The organism is Intrasporangium sp. Soil_C_50, assembly GCF_057656595.1.
Genome location: NZ_JBDGKB010000001.1, coordinates 994,487 through 1,011,089 on the forward strand (window position 1 = coordinate 994,487; position 16,603 = coordinate 1,011,089).

The 16,603-nt window shown below is 73.2% G+C and carries 14 protein-coding genes; 6 read left to right on the top strand and 8 right to left on the bottom strand.

Features of this window, described 5'->3' with window-relative positions; genetic code table 11:
- Positions 1-14: 14 nt before the first annotated feature.
- The 3 genes from AC3A5R_RS04655 to AC3A5R_RS04665 all read left to right on the top strand — a co-directional run bounded on the left by AC3A5R_RS04655 (position 15) and on the right by AC3A5R_RS04665 (position 2,426).
- Entirely contained in the window at positions 15-836 is an 822-nt protein-coding gene (locus tag AC3A5R_RS04655) for an MBL fold metallo-hydrolase (RefSeq protein WP_487619558.1), read from the top strand.
- Positions 837-919: 83 nt separating this feature from the next.
- Complete coding sequence (locus AC3A5R_RS04660) at positions 920-1,153, top strand: BatC protein (RefSeq protein ID WP_487619559.1); 234 nt, start codon at positions 920-922, stop codon at positions 1,151-1,153.
- Positions 1,154-1,181: 28 nt separating this feature from the next.
- Positions 1,182-2,426 carry a cupin domain-containing protein gene (locus tag AC3A5R_RS04665; RefSeq protein WP_487619560.1) on the top strand — a complete coding sequence of 415 codons (1,245 nt, stop codon included), beginning with the start codon at positions 1,182-1,184 and terminating at the stop codon, positions 2,424-2,426.
- 456 nt (positions 2,427-2,882) lie between these two features.
- Here the strand turns inward: AC3A5R_RS04665 and AC3A5R_RS04670 are convergent, their stop codons facing one another.
- Both AC3A5R_RS04670 and icmF read right to left on the bottom strand, forming a co-directional pair.
- Positions 2,883-3,641 carry a helical backbone metal receptor gene (locus AC3A5R_RS04670; protein WP_487619561.1) on the bottom strand — a complete coding sequence of 253 codons (759 nt, stop codon included), beginning with the start codon at positions 3,639-3,641 and terminating at the stop codon, positions 2,883-2,885.
- A gap of 20 nt (positions 3,642-3,661) precedes the next feature.
- A complete protein-coding gene (gene icmF / locus AC3A5R_RS04675) occupies positions 3,662-6,904 on the bottom strand; it encodes a fused isobutyryl-CoA mutase/GTPase IcmF (protein ID WP_487619562.1) in 3,243 nt (1,080 codons plus the stop codon).
- A gap of 62 nt (positions 6,905-6,966) precedes the next feature.
- Between icmF and AC3A5R_RS04680 the strand changes: the two genes are divergently transcribed.
- Both AC3A5R_RS04680 and AC3A5R_RS04685 read left to right on the top strand, forming a co-directional pair.
- Positions 6,967-7,491 (top strand): MarR family winged helix-turn-helix transcriptional regulator, encoded by a 525-nt coding sequence (locus AC3A5R_RS04680; protein WP_487619563.1) that lies wholly within the window; start codon positions 6,967-6,969, stop codon positions 7,489-7,491.
- Between the two features lie 24 nt (positions 7,492-7,515).
- Positions 7,516-8,793: an AGE family epimerase/isomerase gene (locus AC3A5R_RS04685; protein WP_487619564.1), complete on the top strand. Its 1,278-nt coding sequence runs from the start codon at positions 7,516-7,518 to the stop codon at positions 8,791-8,793.
- A gap of 13 nt (positions 8,794-8,806) precedes the next feature.
- Here AC3A5R_RS04685 and AC3A5R_RS04690 read toward each other — a convergent pair whose 3' ends face one another.
- The 3 genes from AC3A5R_RS04690 to AC3A5R_RS04700 form a co-directional block, all read right to left on the bottom strand.
- Positions 8,807-10,048: a D-arabinono-1,4-lactone oxidase gene (locus tag AC3A5R_RS04690; protein WP_487619565.1), complete on the bottom strand. Its 1,242-nt coding sequence runs from the start codon at positions 10,046-10,048 to the stop codon at positions 8,807-8,809.
- Between the two features lie 231 nt (positions 10,049-10,279).
- Positions 10,280-10,594: a hypothetical protein gene (locus AC3A5R_RS04695; protein ID WP_487619566.1), complete on the bottom strand. Its 315-nt coding sequence runs from the start codon at positions 10,592-10,594 to the stop codon at positions 10,280-10,282.
- A gap of 254 nt (positions 10,595-10,848) precedes the next feature.
- Positions 10,849-11,409, bottom strand: a complete 561-nt coding sequence (locus AC3A5R_RS04700) for an NADPH-dependent FMN reductase (protein WP_487619567.1) — start codon at positions 11,407-11,409, stop codon at positions 10,849-10,851.
- 106 nt (positions 11,410-11,515) lie between these two features.
- Here AC3A5R_RS04700 and AC3A5R_RS04705 point away from each other — a divergent pair, with 106 nt between their 5' ends.
- On the top strand, positions 11,516-12,145 hold the full coding sequence (locus AC3A5R_RS04705) for a TetR/AcrR family transcriptional regulator (protein ID WP_487619568.1): 630 nt from the start codon (positions 11,516-11,518) through the stop codon (positions 12,143-12,145).
- Between the two features lie 34 nt (positions 12,146-12,179).
- Here the strand turns inward: AC3A5R_RS04705 and AC3A5R_RS04710 are convergent, their stop codons facing one another.
- The 3 genes from AC3A5R_RS04710 to AC3A5R_RS04720 all read right to left on the bottom strand — a co-directional run bounded on the left by AC3A5R_RS04710 (position 12,180) and on the right by AC3A5R_RS04720 (position 16,458).
- Positions 12,180-13,037 carry a class II glutamine amidotransferase gene (locus tag AC3A5R_RS04710; RefSeq protein WP_487619569.1) on the bottom strand — a complete coding sequence of 286 codons (858 nt, stop codon included), beginning with the start codon at positions 13,035-13,037 and terminating at the stop codon, positions 12,180-12,182.
- 121 nt (positions 13,038-13,158) lie between these two features.
- Positions 13,159-14,883 (bottom strand): thiamine pyrophosphate-dependent enzyme, encoded by a 1,725-nt coding sequence (locus AC3A5R_RS04715; RefSeq protein WP_487619570.1) that lies wholly within the window; start codon positions 14,881-14,883, stop codon positions 13,159-13,161.
- A 12-nt stretch (positions 14,884-14,895) separates the two neighbouring features.
- Entirely contained in the window at positions 14,896-16,458 is a 1,563-nt protein-coding gene (locus AC3A5R_RS04720) for an FMN-binding glutamate synthase family protein (protein ID WP_487619571.1), read from the bottom strand.
- Positions 16,459-16,603 lie beyond the last annotated feature (145 nt).

Here is a 16,603-nt window from a genome sequence, read left to right on the forward strand (position 1 = left end):
GGCAGGGTGGTGCCGTGACGTGGATCTGCGCGACCTGTGCCGTCGAGACCGACGACCTTCCCGAGCCGCCCGAGGCGTGTGCCATCTGCGAGGACGAGCGCCAGTGGGTGCCGGCCGACGGCCAGCGCTGGACGACGCTCGAGCAGCTGCGCGAGGCCGGCACGAGGATCACCGTCAGGCAGGTGGAACCCGGCCTGTGGGGCCTGCGCGCAAAGCCGGAGGTCGGCATCGGCCAGCAGACGATGGTCGTGCAGACCGCCGAGGGCCTGCTGCTGTTCGACTGCGTCGGCTACGTCGACGACGCGGCACTCGACCAGGTGCGCTCGCTCGGCCCGGTCCTCGCCGTCGCCGCGAGCCACCCCCACATGTACGGCGTGCAGACCGAGTGGGCCCGGGCCCTGGGTGACGTGCCCGTGCTCGTCAACGAGCGCGACGCCGAGTGGGTCCGCCGCCGCGACCCCCTCCTCGAGCTGTGGGGGCAGAGTCGTCCGGTGGCGCCCGGACTGACGCTGCACCGCGTCGGCGGGCACTTCCGCGGCCAGGCCGTGGTCGAGTGGTCCACCGGCAACGACGGGAGGGGAGTCCTGCTCGCCGGCGATGCCGTGTTCCCCAACCCCGACGGACGCTCGGTCAGCTTCATGCGCAGCTACCCGAACCGGATCCCGTTGTCGGGCAACGTGGTCCAGCGGATCGCCACCCAGCTCGAGGGACTGCACTTCGACCGGCTGTACAACAACTTCGGCGCTGTCGTCGGCGCAGGGGCCAAGGACGTCCTGCGGGTGTCCGCCGACCGGCACGCCGCCTGGACCCGCGGTGACTTCGACCACCTGACGTGACCCGTGTGACCCGGCGGCCGAACGGGTAGGTGGCGGAGCGACGGTGTCGATCGACGCCGCCCACCCCAGTGGAGGAGGACGCCATGACCGACACGCCACTCTCGTCCGAGGACCCGACCACCGAGGGCCCGGCCGACGGCGGGGCCGACACCAGCTCCCACGACGGCGGTGCCGACGGCGGTGCTGAGGGTCCGGCCGACGGCGGCGCGGACACGGCCACGCACGACGGCGGTGCCGACGGCGGCGCGGAAGGTCCTGCCGACGGCGGGGCCGACACCGGCTCCCACGACGGTGGGGCCGACGGCGGCGCCGTCTGAGCGCGCGAGCGAGATCGACCGCGTCACGATGACTGCCGACACGACGAGCCGGGTGCCCGTGCGTGCGCACGGGCACTCGGCTCTCGCGCGCCTCGTCCCCCTGTCCCAGTCCGGCTTCGCGAGCGAGCACTGGGGCCGCCAGCCCCTCTTCTCCCGGGCTGACGAGCTGCTCGCCGGCGCGGCCGACCTGCTCGGCCGGGACGACGTCGACGAGCTCGTGTCGCGCCGGGGGCTGCGCACCCCGTTCCTGCGGGTGGCCCGTGACGGGCGCACGCTCGGCGATCGCGAGTTCACGGCCGGCGGGGGCGTCGGGGCCGGGATCGCCGACCAGGTCAGCGACGACAAGCTGCTCGGCCACTTCGCCGCCGGCGCGACAGTGGTCCTGCAGGGCCTGCACCGCACGTGGGGCCCCCTCATCGACTTCACCCAGCAGCTGGCCGAGGAGCTGGGCCACCCCGTCCAGGCCAACGCCTACGTGACCCCGCGGCAGAGCCGCGGCTTCGACGACCACTACGACGTGCACGACGTCTTCGTCGTGCAGACGTCCGGCGAGAAGCGGTGGCGCCTGCGGCCCCCGGTACGGCCCGCTCCCCTGCGCGACGACCCGTGGACCGACCACCGCTTCGACGTCGAGGAGGCTGCCCGGCACGACCCGCTGCACGAGTTCACGCTGCGCCCCGGCGACGTGCTCTACCTGCCCCGCGGCTGGATCCACTCGGCGACCGCCCTCGGCGGCGTCAGCACGCACGTCACCATCGGCGTCCACGTGTGGACGCGGCGACACCTGGCCGACGAGCTCACGACGCTCGCGGTCGAGGCCGCGAGCCGTGCCGAGCGGATACGCGGAACGCTGCCGCTCTCACCCGGCGGACCCCGCACCGCCTCCCTCGTCGACGACGTCGAGGTGGCCCGCGAGGCCCTGGTCGAGGCGTTGCGCGCCGTGCCGGCGCGCGAGGTCGTCGACGCCCTGCAGCGCAGGTGGCGCGACACCCAGCGGGCAGCGCCGGTCGGACCCCTCGCCCAGGTGACTGCAGCCGAGGGCGTCGACGGCCACTCGTGCGTGCGGCTGCGACCGCACCTCGGCGCCCGCCTCGGCGGTGAGCCGGGCGGCGGCGCGCGCCTGACGAGCCGGCTGCCCGACCTCACGGTCGAGGAGCACGACGTCGGCGCCCTCATCGCGCTCGTCGACGACGGCGTGCTGCGCGCCGACATGGTCGGTCTCGACCTGACCCGCCGACTGCTCCTCGCCGGTCTCGTCGTCCTCGAGGACTGAGGCTGCCGCGTCCGCGGTTGCCGGCCACCGACGCCGGGCCGTCGCGGCGTCACCCTGCTCCGCGGTTCCTGGCGCACTGCTCCCGTGGTGGGAGCAGTGCGTGAGGGTGTGACAGCGCACCTCTGCTTCCGGGGTGCCCACACCGCAGCCTCACCAGCTGCTCCCATGGTGGGAGCAGTGCGTGAGGGCGTGACAGCGCACCTCTCCTTCCGGGGTGCCCGCACCGCAGCCTCACCAGCTGCTCCCGTGGTGGGAGCAGTGCGTGAGGGTGTGACAGCGCACCTCTCCTTGCGGGGTGCCCGCACCGCAGCCTCACCAGCTGCTCCCGTGGTGGGAGCAGTGCGTGAGGGTGTGACAGCGCACCTCTGCTTGCGGGGTGCCCGCACCGCAGCCTCACCAGCTTCTCCCGGGGCGGGAGCAGTACGCGAGGGACGCGCGCTCCGGCGGCCGTGCTCCTCATCCGGCGGCGACGGCGTCGAGCAGCGCCGAGCGGGCGCCGACGAGCGACGGGCCGTACCACGTGAGGAGGCGCCCGCTCACGAGGGCAGTGCTCGCGTGGGCGAAGGCCTCCGGGCCGTCGTCCGGGGTGAAGACGTAGGGCTCGTCGGGCAGCAGGACGGTGACGCCATCGCGGTCGAGGGCGATGAGGTCGATGTGCGGGTAGCGCTCGGGGTCACCGGCCAGGACGTTGCGCCAGCCGAGCCTGGCCACGACGTCGCCAGTGAACGTGTCGCGCCCCACGGCCATCCACGGGTCGCGCCAGATCGCGACAGCGACCTCGCGCGTCGGTTCGGCCACGGGTGCGCCCCACTCCTCGCGCGCCGCGCCCAGCCAGTCGGGCGTCGCCGCCCCGAGGCCCTCGAGGAAGAGCCGCTGCAGGGAGTCGAGCGCGCCCGGGACCGTCTCGATGTCGGTGACCCACACCGCGACGCCGGCCTCGCGCAGGCGCCGGACGTCGAGCTCGCGGTTCTCCTCCTTGTTGGCGACGACGAGGTCGGGCGCGAGGCCTGCGACGGCGCGCAGGTCGGGGTTCTTCGTGCCCCGGACCCGTTGCACCGCAAGGCCTTCCGGATGGGTGCACCAGTCGGTGGCACCGACGAGCACCTCGGGCAGGGTGGCCGCGATCGCCTCGGTGATCGAGGGCACCAGCGACACGACGCGGCGCGCCGGGCCCGCGAGCGGAACCGGCGCGCCGAGGTCGTCGACGAGCGACACGTCAGGGCCCTTCGACGAGGTCAGACGTTGCGGCGGTACTGGCCGCCGACCTCGAAGAACGCCTCGGTGACCTGCTGCAGCGAGCACACCCGCGCCGCGCGCATCAGGACGTCGAACACGTTGCCGCCCTCGATGGCGACGCGTCGCAGCTCCTCGAGCGCGGCCCGAGCCTCCTCCTCGTGCTCGGAGCGGAACGCTCGGACCCGAGCCAGCTGGCCCTGCTTCTCCTCCTCCGTGCCACGCGCGAGGACGACCTCGCGGGGCTTCTCCCCCTCGTGCGGGTTGCGGAAGGTGTTGACCCCGATGATCGGCAGGCTGCCGTCGTGCTTGCGGTGCTCGTAGAGCATCGACTCGTCCTGGATGCGGCCGCGCTGGTAGCCGGTCTCCATGGCGCCGAGGACACCGCCACGCTCGGTGATGCGGTCGAACTCCTTGAGGACCGCCGCCTCGACGAGGTCGGTGAGCTCGTCGATGACGAACGAGCCCTGGAGCGGGTTCTCGTTCATCGCCAGGCCCCACTCGCGGTTGATGATGAGCTGGATCGCGAGCGCGCGGCGCACCGACTCCTCCGAGGGCGTCGTGACGGCCTCGTCGTAGGCGTTGGTGTGCAGGCTGTTGGCGTTGTCGTAGATGGCGATGAGCGCTTGGAGCGTCGTGCGGATGTCGTTGAAGTCCATCTCCTGCGCGTGCAGGCTGCGGCCCGACGTCTGGACGTGGTACTTCAGCTTCTGGCTGCGCTCGCCGGCGCCGTACTTCTCCTTCATCGCCACGGCCCAGATGCGTCGGGCGACGCGGCCGAGCACCGAGTACTCGGGGTCCATGCCGTTGCTGAAGAAGAAGGACAGGTTGGGCGCGAAGTCGTCGATGGCCATGCCGCGCGCGAGGTAGCTCTCGACGTAGGTGAACCCGTTGGCGAGCGTGAAGGCGAGCTGGCTGATGGGGTTCGCCCCGGCCTCGGCGATGTGGTAGCCCGAGATGCTGACCGAGTAGAAGTTGCGCACCTTCTTCTCGATGAACCACTCCTGGATGTCGGCCATCATCTTCAGGCTGAACTCGGTGCTGAAGATGCAGGTGTTCTGGCCCTGGTCCTCCTTGAGGATGTCCGCCTGCACCGTGCCGCGGACGTTCGCCAGCGCGTACGCCTCGAGCTCGGCCCGCTCGTCGGCGGACGGCTCGCGGCCCTCGCGCTCGCGGAACGCGTCGACCTGCTGGTCGATGGCCGTGTTGAGGAAGAAGGCGAGGATCGTCGGCGCGGGACCGTTGATGGTCATCGACACCGAGGTGGTCGGCGAGACCAGGTCGAACCCGCCGTAGAGGACCTTCATGTCATCGAGCGTGGCCACCGAGACGCCGGACGTGCCGACCTTGCCGTAGACGTCGGGGCGCGGGTCGGGGTCGCGGCCGTAGAGCGTGACCGAGTCGAAGGCCGTGGACAGGCGGGTGGCGGGCTGCCCCTCCGACAGCAGCTTGAAGCGGCGGTTGGTGCGGAACGGGTCGCCCTCGCCGGCGAACATGCGGGCGGGGTCCTCGTTGTCGCGCTTGAACGGGAAGACGCCGGCGGTGAAGGGGAAGAAGCCGGGCAGGTTCTCGCGGCGCAGGAACGACACGAGCTCGCCGTGGTCGGTGTACCGCGGCAGGGACACCCGTCGGATCGTGTTGCCGGACAACGACTCCCGGGTCAGCTTGGTGACGAGCTCGCGGTCGCGCACCTTCACCACCTGCTCGTCGCCGGAGTAGGACTCGACGACGGCGGGCCAGGCGGCGAGCGCGTCGGCGACCGGCTGCGGCACGTCGGTGCGCGCCGCATCGAGCAGGCCGTCGACACCGGACGCGTCGGACCCGGCGTCGGCGAGCTCGCCCCGCACGAGGTCGAGGCGCTGGACGCGCGACGCGGCGCCCGCGAACCGCGCGGTGTCGGCGTGGTAGCGGCGGACCGTCTCGCTGATCTCGGCGAGGTAGCGGACCCGGGCGGCGGGCACGACGGTGGCGATGCGCGTCGACTGCTTGGTGGACACGTGCGGCAGGACGCCCTCCTGCACAGGCATCCCCTTGCCGGACAGCAGGTTCCGCAGCTCCTGGTAGAGCGCGGTGACGCCGTCGTCGTTGAAGGTTGCGGCGCTCGTGCCGTAGACCGGCATGTCGGCCGGGCCCTTGCCGAAGGCCTCGCGGTTGCGGACCATCTGGCGGCCGACGTCGCGCAGGGCGTCCTCGGCGCCGCGGCGCTCGAACTTGTTGATCGCCACGACGTCGGCCATGTCGAGCATGTCGATCTTCTCGAGCTGGCTGCTCGCGCCGAACTCCGGCGTCATGACGTAGAGGGAGACGTCGGAGTGCTCGACGATCGCGGCATCGCCCTGGCCGATGCCGGGGGTCTCGAGGACGACGAGGTCGAACCCGGCGGCCTTGACCACGGCGAGGATGTCGTCGAGGCGGGCCGGTACCTGGCTCTTGCCGCGGGTGGCGAGGCTGCGGAAGAAGACGCGGTCGCCGTCGAGGGCGCTCATCCGGATGCGGTCGCCGAGGAGGGCGCCGCCCCCGCGGCTGCGGGTGGGGTCGACGGCGAGGACGGCGACGCGCAGCTTGTCCTGCTGGTCCAGGCGCAGGCGGCGTACGAGCTCGTCGGTGAGGCTGGACTTGCCGGAACCGCCCGTGCCGGTGATGCCGAGGACCGGGACGTGCCGGCGCGAGGCGGCCTCGCGGACGCCGGCGAGCAGCTCCTCGTCGAGCTGGCCCTCCTGGGCGCCGGTGACGGCGCGGGCGACGGCGGCGCGGTCGCCGGCGAGGACGGCCTCGAGCGTCGGGACCGAGACGCCCCAGGGGTCGAAGTCACAGTCGGCGACGACGCCGTTGACCATGCCGACGAGGCCGAGGCGCTGGCCGTCCTCGGGGCTGAAGATCGTGACGCCGGACTCGCGCAGGCGGGCGATCTCCTCGGGGACGATGACGCCACCGCCGCCGCCGACGACGCGCACGTGCCCGGCGCCGTTCTCGCGGAGCAGCTGCACGAGGTACTCGAAGTACTCGACGTGGCCGCCCTGGTAGGAGCTGACCGCCACGCCCTGGGCGTCCTCCTCGATCGCGGCGTCGACGACCTCCTGGACCGAGCGGTTGTGGCCGAGGTGGATGACCTCGGCCCCCTGGCTCTGCATGATCCGCCGCATGATGTTGATCGACGCGTCGTGGCCGTCGAACAGGCTCGAGGCGGTGACGAGGCGGACATGGTGGGACGGCTGGTGGAGCTCGCGCTGCGCTGCGTCGGACATGGCGAAAATACTAGGACTTCCAAATAATGGACGTCAACGCGTCACCCCCCTACGATGAGCGCATGACTGCGGAGACGAGCGCGCCGGCCGGCTCCGGCCTCGGCTTCGACCCCATCTCGCGGGCCCGCGAGCAGTGGCACGAGCAGGGCTGGGACACCGCCGCCGACGGCATGGCCGCGATCACCTCCCTCATGCGCGCGCACCAGATCGTCCTGGCGCGCGTCGAGGCCACCCTCAAGCCGCTCGGCGTCACCTTCGCCCGGTACGAGGTGCTCATGCTCCTCTGGTTCAGCCGCCGGGGGTCGCTGCCCATGAAGGTCATCGGCAGCCGCCTGCAGGTGCACCCGACGAGCGTCACCAACGCCGTGGACCGGCTCGAGGACGCCGGCCTCGTCGTCCGTTCGACCCACCCCGAGGACCGCCGCGCCATGCTCGTCGCCCTGACGCCGAGCGGCCGCGAGCTGGCCGAGCGGGCCACCAAGGCGCTCAACGCCGAGGTCTTCGAGCAGCCCGGCCTCGGGCCTGACGACGTCCGCGACCTGGTCGACACGCTGACCCGCCTTCGCAGCCACGCCGGCGACTTCTGAGCCGACCCTCGGCAGACTGGCGGCATGACCGCACCCGAGACGTCCCCGGCCGGGCCGGAACCCACCGAGCACCTCGCGTGGCTCGCCGAGCAGCGACGTGGCCTCCGCGCCTTCGCCCGGGGCGCCCTGCACCCCGCCGGCGGCTTCGGCCGTCTCGACGACGCCGGCCGCCTCGTGGAGGGCAGCGCGGTCGAGACGTGGATCACCGCCCGGATGACGCACGTGGCGGGCCTCGCCCTCCTCGAGGGCGACCACGGCTGCCGTGACCTGCTCGACCACGGCGTCGCCGCGTTCGCCCCCGGCGGCGTGCTCGCCGACGACGACGCGGGCGGCTGGTACGCGTCGGCCGACGCGTCCGGGCGGCCCGAGGTCACCGAGAAGCGCGCGTACGACCACGCCTTCGTCGTCCTCGCCGCCGCCACCGCCTCGGCGGCCCGGCACCCGGACGGCGACGAGCTGCTCGACGCCGCCCTCGACGTGCTCGACCGCCGTTTCTGGCGCGACGCCGACGGGCTCGTCGTCGACGTCTGGGACCGCGGCTGGTCCGAGCTCGAGCCGTACCGCGGCGCCAACGCGAACATGCACACGGTCGAGGCGATGCTCGCGGCGTGGGACGTGACGCGCGACCCGCGCTGGCTCGACCACGCCCGCAGCATCGTCGAGCGCATCGTGCACGCCTTCGCCCGCGACTGGGGCTTCCGGCTGCCCGAGCACTTCAGCCCCGACTGGGTGCCCGACCCCGGCTACAACCGCGACCGGCCCGGCGACCCGTTCCGGCCCTACGGCGTCACCACCGGACACCTGCTCGAGTGGTCGCGGCTGTGCCTGCACCTGCGCCACGGGCTCGACGGCGCCGCGCCCGCATGGCTGCTCGACGACGCCCGCTCCCTCTTCGACGTCGCCGTCCACGAGGGGTGGTCGGTCGACGGTGCGGACGGGTTCGTCTACACGACCGACTTCGAGGGCACCCCGGTCGTGCGCGACCGCCTCCACTGGGTCGTCGCCGAGGGCATCGCGGCCGCCCGCACGCTCCAGCTCGCGACGGGCGACCCGACGTACGGCACGTGGTACGACACCTGGTGGGCCCACGCCCGCGACCACTTCGTCGACGACCGGCTCGGCTCGTGGCGTCACGAGCTGTCCCCGGTGCTCCGGCCCGCGAGCACCGTGTGGGAGGGCAAGCCGGACGTGTACCACGCCTACCAGCTGTGCCTCCTCGGCGCGCTGCCCGCGGTCACCTCCTTCGCTGGCGCCCTGCGCGACGGACTGCTGCCGACGGTCGGCGAGGCGCCCCTGGCCTGACCCGGCTCGGGGCTCAGGCGCCGATGACCCGCTCCAGGAAGGCGTTGCCGAAGACACGGTCGGGGTCGACGCGGTCGCGGAGGGCGCGGAAGGCATTCAGGCGCGGGTAGAGCGGCTCGAGCTCGGCCGCCGTGGCGACGAAGCACTTGCCCCAGTGCGGCCGACCGCCGAGCGGTAGGAGCAGCGCCTCCAGCGCCGGGAGCACGGCGTACACGGCCGGCACGTCGCGCACCCACGTGAAGTGGATGCCGACGGCGTCGTGGCCGTAGGAGCTGCTGAGCCAGAGGTCGTCGGCGGCGACCGTGCGCAGCTCGCACGTCTGGAGCACCGGTGCCGTCCGGTCGTGGAGGGCGCGCAGGCCCTCGATCGCCGCCAGTGCGGCGGTGCGCGGCACGAGGTACTCGCTCTGCAGCTCCGCGCCGCGGCTCGGTGTGAACTCCATCCGGAAGTGCGGCAGCCGGTCGAGCCACGGGCCGGCCTCGCCCTGCTGGCGGGTGACCGACTCGGTGGGGCCGCCGTCGAGCATGTGCATGGTGCGGTCGGCGCGCGCCGCCCCGAAGAACGTGTCGGGTGCCGCCCCCTCGCGGCTCTTGCGCCACGCCTGGTAGATGCCGGCGTCGTCCCACCGCGTGAAGAGGCTGACGCTGTACGCGTCGGCGGTGATGGCGTCGAAGTCGGTGGTCAGGCGCTCCCAGGTCAGGCCGGTGTAGACGTCCTGACGCACCGGGTAGGTGGGCTCGAGCCCGAGGGTCAGGCCGGTGACGACACCGAGGGCGCCGAGTGCCACGACGCTGCCGGGAAGGTCTGCGTCGCCACGGGCCAGCGTGCGGATCGCGCCGTCGGGGCCGACGACCTCGAGGCCTCGGACCGCCGCCGCGAGCGAGCCGTTGGCGTCGCCCGACCCGTGCGTGCCGGTGGCCACGGCACCGGCCACCGAGATGTGCGGCAGCGACGCGAGGTTGCCCAGGGCCCAGCCGTGCCGCTCGAGGGCCCGAGCGACGTCGCCGTAGAGTGCCCGGCCCCGGACCGTCGCCGTGTGCGACTCCGGGTCGACCTCGACGCTCGTCGGCAGGGCCTCGAGCGAGACGAGGACGCCGTCGCTGTCCGTGACGTCGGTGAACGAGTGCCGCGACCCGAGCGGACGGACGCGGGGCTCGCGGGCGACGACCTCCTGGAGCTCCTCGATGCTGCCGGGGCGCTCGACGCGTCCCGCGTAGGTGTGGTTGCCGGCCCAGTTCGTCTCGACGCTCGCCATGCCGCCCAGTCTGCCCCGCCCTGCCCCGTTGCCCCCTCGAGTGGGCGCTCGAGCCCCGGCTCACCCGGCGGTGGGACGGATGGGGAGGGATGGGGCCGGGTGCTCTCTCGACCGGGAAAGGGGTGTGCGGTGCCGGGGCCGTCGTCACGCGCGAGGGCCGCGTCCCGGCGTGTGGGACGCGGCCCCCGGTGCGACGGAGCGGCTGCTTCTCAGTGGCTGCTCGGTGGCGGCTCAGTGCTTGCGGCGGTGGCGCGGGTCCTCGTGGAACTCGGGGTGGACGTCCTCGGGCAGCTCCTCGGGCTCGGCGCCCTCGCCGGCCTGGGCGACGCCCCAGCCCTGCGTCGTGATGGTGTCGATGGGCGGGTTGCCGACGAGGTGGGAGCGCTCGGCTCCCTCGGGGTGGTGGTCGCGCTCGACGACGGTGTCGTCACCGTGGTGGTTGAGCGTGTCGTTGGTCCCGCCGCGTCGGCTCTGCATCATCGCGGCACCCGCGACGATGATGACGACGACGCCGAGCAGCACCCACAGTCCGATGTTGTCACCCATGGCACCTCCTGGTCCGTTGGTCACGGGTGAGGCGCCCCGACGCTCCCGATCGGGTCGGGAGAGGTCGTGCCGCGTGTGTCGGGGCCGCGTCGCCCTGGCGATCGTGCGCCGCTCCGAGTCTACGCCGCAGGGCCTCCCGCGCAGAGGAACCGGGACGCGCCCGAGGCCGGGCCGGCAGTGCCGGCCCGGCCTCGGGTGCGTCGGGTGTGGGGTGGGTCAGGACGCGTCGGGCGTGACGCGTCCGTGCGGGAGCCTCAGGCGGCCACGGAGGTGTCGGCCGCGACGAGCGTCGCGAGCGCGTCGGTGAGCCGGGCGAAGACGGCCGGGTCACCGAGGACGTCGGTGTCGATCGTCGTCTGTGACACCTCGACGTCGGCGACGACGTGCGCGCCGGCGATCTTGGCCGAGCGACGGGTGTCCTCGTGGGCCCACTTGCCACCGTAGGGGGTCGGCGTGGCGCCGACGACGGCGAAGGGCTTGCCCTTGATGGCGCCCTGTCCGAAGGGCCGCGAGAGCCAGTCGATCGCGTTGTTGAGGACGGCCGGCATGGTGCCGTTGTACTCGGGCGTCACGGCGAGGACGCGGTCGGCCGAGCCGACGACGCGGCGCAGGTCGGCGACGACCGGGGGCACGTCGGTACCGTCGACGTCCTCGTTGTAGAACGGGAGCGCCCCGAGTCCGTCGACGATCTCGAGTGCGACGCCTTCGGGCGCCCGGTCGCGCAGGGCCTCGGCGATGCGGCGGTTCACCGAGTCGGTGCGCAGGCTCCCGACGAGGACGGCGACACGGGTGCGGGGGGTGGCAGCGTTGGTCATGACGGGCCAAACGGACCTTGGTCCGCTTCTATTCCCGGACCGTCCGGAGGATCGGTCGAACCGAAAACCGGCGGACGCCGCCCGCCGCTCCCCCTACGATCAGCGGGTGCCACCGACCCGTCCGCCCGTCGCCGCCGGACGCCGCCCGGGGCAGCCCGTCGACCTCGGGCTGAGACCCGAGCGCGCGGAGCGGGCCGATGCCGCGCGCAACCGGGTGGCCCTCCTGGACGCGGCGCACCACCTCGTCGAGTCGTGCGGCGTCGACGCGGTGACCATGGACGCCGTCGCGGCTGCCGCGCACGTCGGCAAGGGCACGGTCTTCCGCCGGTTCGGCAGCCGGGCCGGGCTCATGGCCGCCCTGCTCGACCACAGCGAGACGATCTGGCAGCAGCAGGTGATCTCCGGGCCGCCGCCGCTCGGGCCGGGCGCCCCGCCGCTGACCCGCCTGCTCGCCTTCGGCGAGTCACGCCTCGACCGCAATCTCCTGCACGGCGACCTCGTCGTGGCCGCCGTCGGGCGCTACGGCCGGTCCCTGCCGGCCGCCGCCTTCCACACGGCGCACGTGCGCGTGCTCCTCGCGTCGGCGGGCGTCGAGGGCGACCTGCCCGTGCTCGCCACCGCGCTCCTGGCCCCTCTCGAGGTGCCGCTGCTGCGACAGCAGCTCGACCTCGGCATCGACCGCGACCGCATCCTCGCCGGCTGGACCGACCTCGCCCGACGCGTCGTCCGCGGCTGAGCCGTCCCGCCGCGCCTGGGGCCCCGGCGGCGCCTCAGGCGTGTCCCGTCGGGCGCTGCGACGCGGCCGCAGCCCCGAGGTCCTCGAGGGTGAGCCGGTGCCGCGGCTCGTGGTCGACGACGACCTCCTCGGTCACCCGCAGGCGCTCGTCGACGTGGAGCAGGACGCCGGGCTCGAGCATCCGCCACGGGTCGTCATCGAGGCGCTCGCTCGCCACGACGACACTCGGGGTGTCGGACAGCTCGTCGGACAGAACGCGGGTGCCGGCCCGCGACCGGTGGTGCAGCCGGCCTCGTGGCCGGTGCCGCTCGAGGACCCACAGGGCGTGGGTGTCCGGATAGCGCGCCGCCCACACATCGGTGGCCGTCGTCAGCACGAGGTTGGCGGCGAAGACGGGGAGCTCGTCGGCGACCCAGCGCAGCGCTGCCGTGATCCCGGCGCCGACGTCGCCACCGGCGCGGGCGGTCTCGCGCGTCACGAGCGCGAAGAGCCGCTCGGAGTCGGTCTGGCCGTGCACGAGGCGGAGGTCCTCGCCGAGGTGGCGGTCGAGGACGTCCATCCCCTCGACGACGCCGTTGTGGGCGAAGAGCCGCCCGTCCTGCTCGAAGGGGTGGGTGTTCTCCGGCCGGACAGCCGCGCCGGACGAGTGGCGTACGTGCGCCACGAACGTCGCGCTGACGCGCTCACGCGCCTCGCTCGCGAAAGCGGCGTCGTCGAAGGCGGCCAGCGGCTGCTTCTCGACGACGGGCCGGCCGTCGGCGTCGAACGTGCCGAGGCCGGTGCCGTCGGGGTTGGCATGCGACTGCTCGGCGAGGCTGTCAGGGGCCTCGAGGAGCCAGAACGTCGCCCGGACGCGGGTGCTTCCGGCGGTCAGGCCGAACAGTCGACACACGGTGACCTCCTCGATGACGTCGCGGCGCCTCGGACCTCGCGGACGTGTCGGACGTGTCGGACGTGGCTGGCACGGCGGGCGCGGCGGGCGCGGGCACCGGCGCCTCACCCTGATCCTGCCCTCATCGACGGCTCTCGAGGACCTCCTTGGACTTCGCGATGGCGAAGCCCCAGCCCTGCGCGAGGGTCGGCTTCGGCGGCACCGCCACCTCGTCCGGGTTCGTCACCACGTCGAGCAGCACCGGCCCCTCGGCCTCGAAGGCCCAGCGGACGGCGTCGTCGAGGTCGGCGGCGTCGGTGACGCGTCGGGCCGAGAGGCCCATGGCCGAGGCGACCGCGGCGAGGTCGGGGTTGTCCAGCTGCGTGCCGAACTCCGGCAGGCCGCCCTGCTCCTGCTCGAGCTTGACCATGCCGAGGCGGCCGTTGTCGAAGACGACGACGCGGACCGGCAGCCGGTAGGTGACGGCGGTGCGCAGGTCGCCGAGGAGCATCATGAGCCCGCCGTCGCCGGCGAACGCCACCACCGGGCGGCTGCGGTCGAGGGCCTGCGCACCGAGGGCCATCGGCATCGCGTTGGCCATCGAGCCGAGGTTGTAGGAGCCGACGAGCCGGCGGGTGCCGGCCATCCGCACGTGCCGCGCGAGCCATGCCGTCGACATGCCGGTGTCGCTCGTGAAGATCGTCGTGTCGGGCGCGTGCCGGTCGACGGCCGCGGCGACGGCCTCGGGCCGGATGCGCTCGTCGGGGTTGTCGAAGACGGCGCGGGCGCGCCCGAGGAGCGACTCGTCGTGGCTCGGGTCGAGCAGCGCCGCCTGACGCTCGTGCCAGGCGCGGTAGGCGTCGGTCGCCGCCTCGAGGTGGCTGCGGTCCTCACGTCGCGCGAGCCGTGGCAGCAGCGCCTGCAGGGTGGAACGGGCGTCACCGACGAGGGCGTGGTCGACGCGCGTGCGCCGGCCGATGTGCTCACCCCGGGCGTCGAGCTGCACGACGGTCTTGCCCGCCGGGTACCAGTCGCGGTAGGGGAAGTCGGTCCCGACGAGGAGCAGGACGTCGCACGAGTCCATGGCCTTGGCGGCGGCCGGGTTGCCGATGAGGCCGGACTGGCCGACCTCGAACGGGTTGTCGTGCTCGAGCCCCTCCTTGGCCTTGAGCGTCAGCACCATCGGTGCGCCGAGCGCGTCGGCGAGCGCGAGCACCTCGTCGCGTGCTTCCCGGGCGCCGCAGCCGACGAGCAGCGTCACGGCCGCGTCGCCGTCGAGCACCTGCGCGACGGCGCGCAGCTGGTCCTCGGGCGCCGGCGCGGGGACGCCCGCCGGGGCGAACGACGCGGGCGCGACGCCCTTGGGCACGTCGAGGCCGCCGATGTCGCCGGGCAGCGTCAGCACGGCCACCCCGCGGTGCGCGTAGGCGGCGTTGACGGCCTGCTCGAGCAGGTGCGGGAGCTGGCTCGGCGAGGTCAGGGTGTGCGCCCACACCGACACGTCGGCGAAGAGCGTGTCGTTGTCGACCTCCTGGAAGAAGTCGGTACCGATCTCCTCGCTGGGCACCTGGCCGCAGATCGCGAGGACCGGCGCGTGCGACTTCTTCGCGTCGTAGAGGCCGTTGAGCAGGTGGATCGAGCCCGGCCCGACGGTGCCCATGCACACGCCGATGGTGCCGGTCAGCTGGGCCTGGGCGCTCACGGCGAAGGCCGCGACCTCCTCGTGGCGCACCCCGACCCACTCGATGCGCTCCTCGGTGCGGATGGCGTCGGTCAGCGGGTTGAGCGCGTCACCCACGACGCCCCACACCTGCGTGACGCCGGCCTCCGCGAGCGCCGTGACGACGTGCTCGGCGACGGTGGTCATGTCGGTCCTTCCTCAGAGGTGGCGGGGCGAGGCGTGCGGCGCGAACCGGTCGGGCGTGGCGACGCCCCAGTCCGCGGCCCAGGCCTCGGGCGGCTCGGCGAGCAGCTGACCCGGCTCGAGCCACTCGTAGAGCTCGGCGTAGGAGTGCGTCGTCGTCGCGGTGACGTTGCGGCGCAGGTGGTGCGGGTTCAGCTGCGCGGGGTCGGTGACGCCCATGGCGGCCATGATCTTCATGGCCGACTCGACCGTGGCCTCCTGGTACTGCTTGACGCGCACGCTCTTGTCGCCGACGTCGAGGGCCCGCGCGCGGCGGGCGTTCTGGGTGGCGACGCCGCTCGGGCACTTGTCGGTGTGGCAGCGCTGCGCCTGGATGCAGCCGGCGGCCATCATCATGGCGCGGGCGGCGTTGGTGTAGTCGGCGCCCTGGACGAGCCGCTTGACGATGTCGTTGCCGGCGGCGACCTTTCCGCTGGCGCCGATCCGGATGCGGTCGCGCAGGCCGACGCCCACCAGCGCGTTGTGCAGCGTCATGAGGCCGTGGGTCAGCGGCATGCCGACGTGGTCCTCGAACTCGAGCGGGGCCGCACCGGTGCCGCCCTCCGAGCCGTCGACGACGATGAAGTCGGGTGTCGTGCCGACCTCGAGCATGGCCTTGCAGAGCGAGAGCACGTCGACCCGCGAGCCGACGCAGAGCTTGAACCCGGTCGGCTTTCCGCCGGCGAGCTCGCGCATCCGGCCGATGAACTCCACGAGCTCGACCGGTGTGTGGAAGACCCGGTGCGAGGACGGGCTGACGCACTTCTCACCCTGGGGCACCTGGCGGATGTCGGCGATCTCCTTCGTCACCTTCGCGCCGGGCAGGACGCCGCCGATGCCGGGTTTGGCCCCCTGGCTCAGCTTGAGCGACACGCACTTCACGGCGTCGTGAGCGGCCTTGTCGCGGAAGGAGTCCGGGTCGAAGTCGCCGTCCTTGGTGCGGGCCCCGAAGTAGCCGGTGCCGATCTCCCAGACGATGTCGCCGCCGTTCTCGAGGTGGTAGGGCGAGAGACCTCCCTCGCCGGTGTCGTGGGCGAAGCCGCCCATCGCCGCGCCCTTGTTCAGGGCCCGGATCGCGTTGGCCGACAGGGCTCCGAAGCTCATCGCCGACACGTTGAGCAGGGCCATGGAGTAGGGCTTGGTGCAGTCGGGACCGCCGACCGTGACGCGCGCCGGCTGCTTGGGCGGGTCGGTCGGTGCCATCGAGTGCACGAGGTACTCGTAGCCGACCTCGTTGACGTCGAGCTCGGTGCCGAACGGCCGCTCGCCGTGGATGCCCTTGGCCCGCTCGTAGACGACCGAGCGCGTGTCGCGGTCGTAGGGGCGGCCGTCCCAGTCGCGCTCGATGAAGTACTGCTGCAGCTCGGGCCGGATGTCCTCGAGGAGATACCTCATGTGCCCGATCACCGGGTACCGGCGCAGGATCGTGTGCTTGCGCTGCAAGAGGTCCCACGTCGCGAGCGCCGCGACGCCCGCACCGACGCCGCCCAGCAGGGCACCGGCCCGCCCCACCCGTCCCGTCCGTCCAGCACCAGCCATGGCCACTCCTCCGGTCGCGGCGGCCCACCCGGCCACCTCTGCCTGCCCCATGGCGATACCCGGCACGACACGGCGACTACCTGAGAGTTCCCTGCGCGTCACGTGGCCCACAGGAGACGTCCAGCGAACGTCCAGCGCCGCGGTC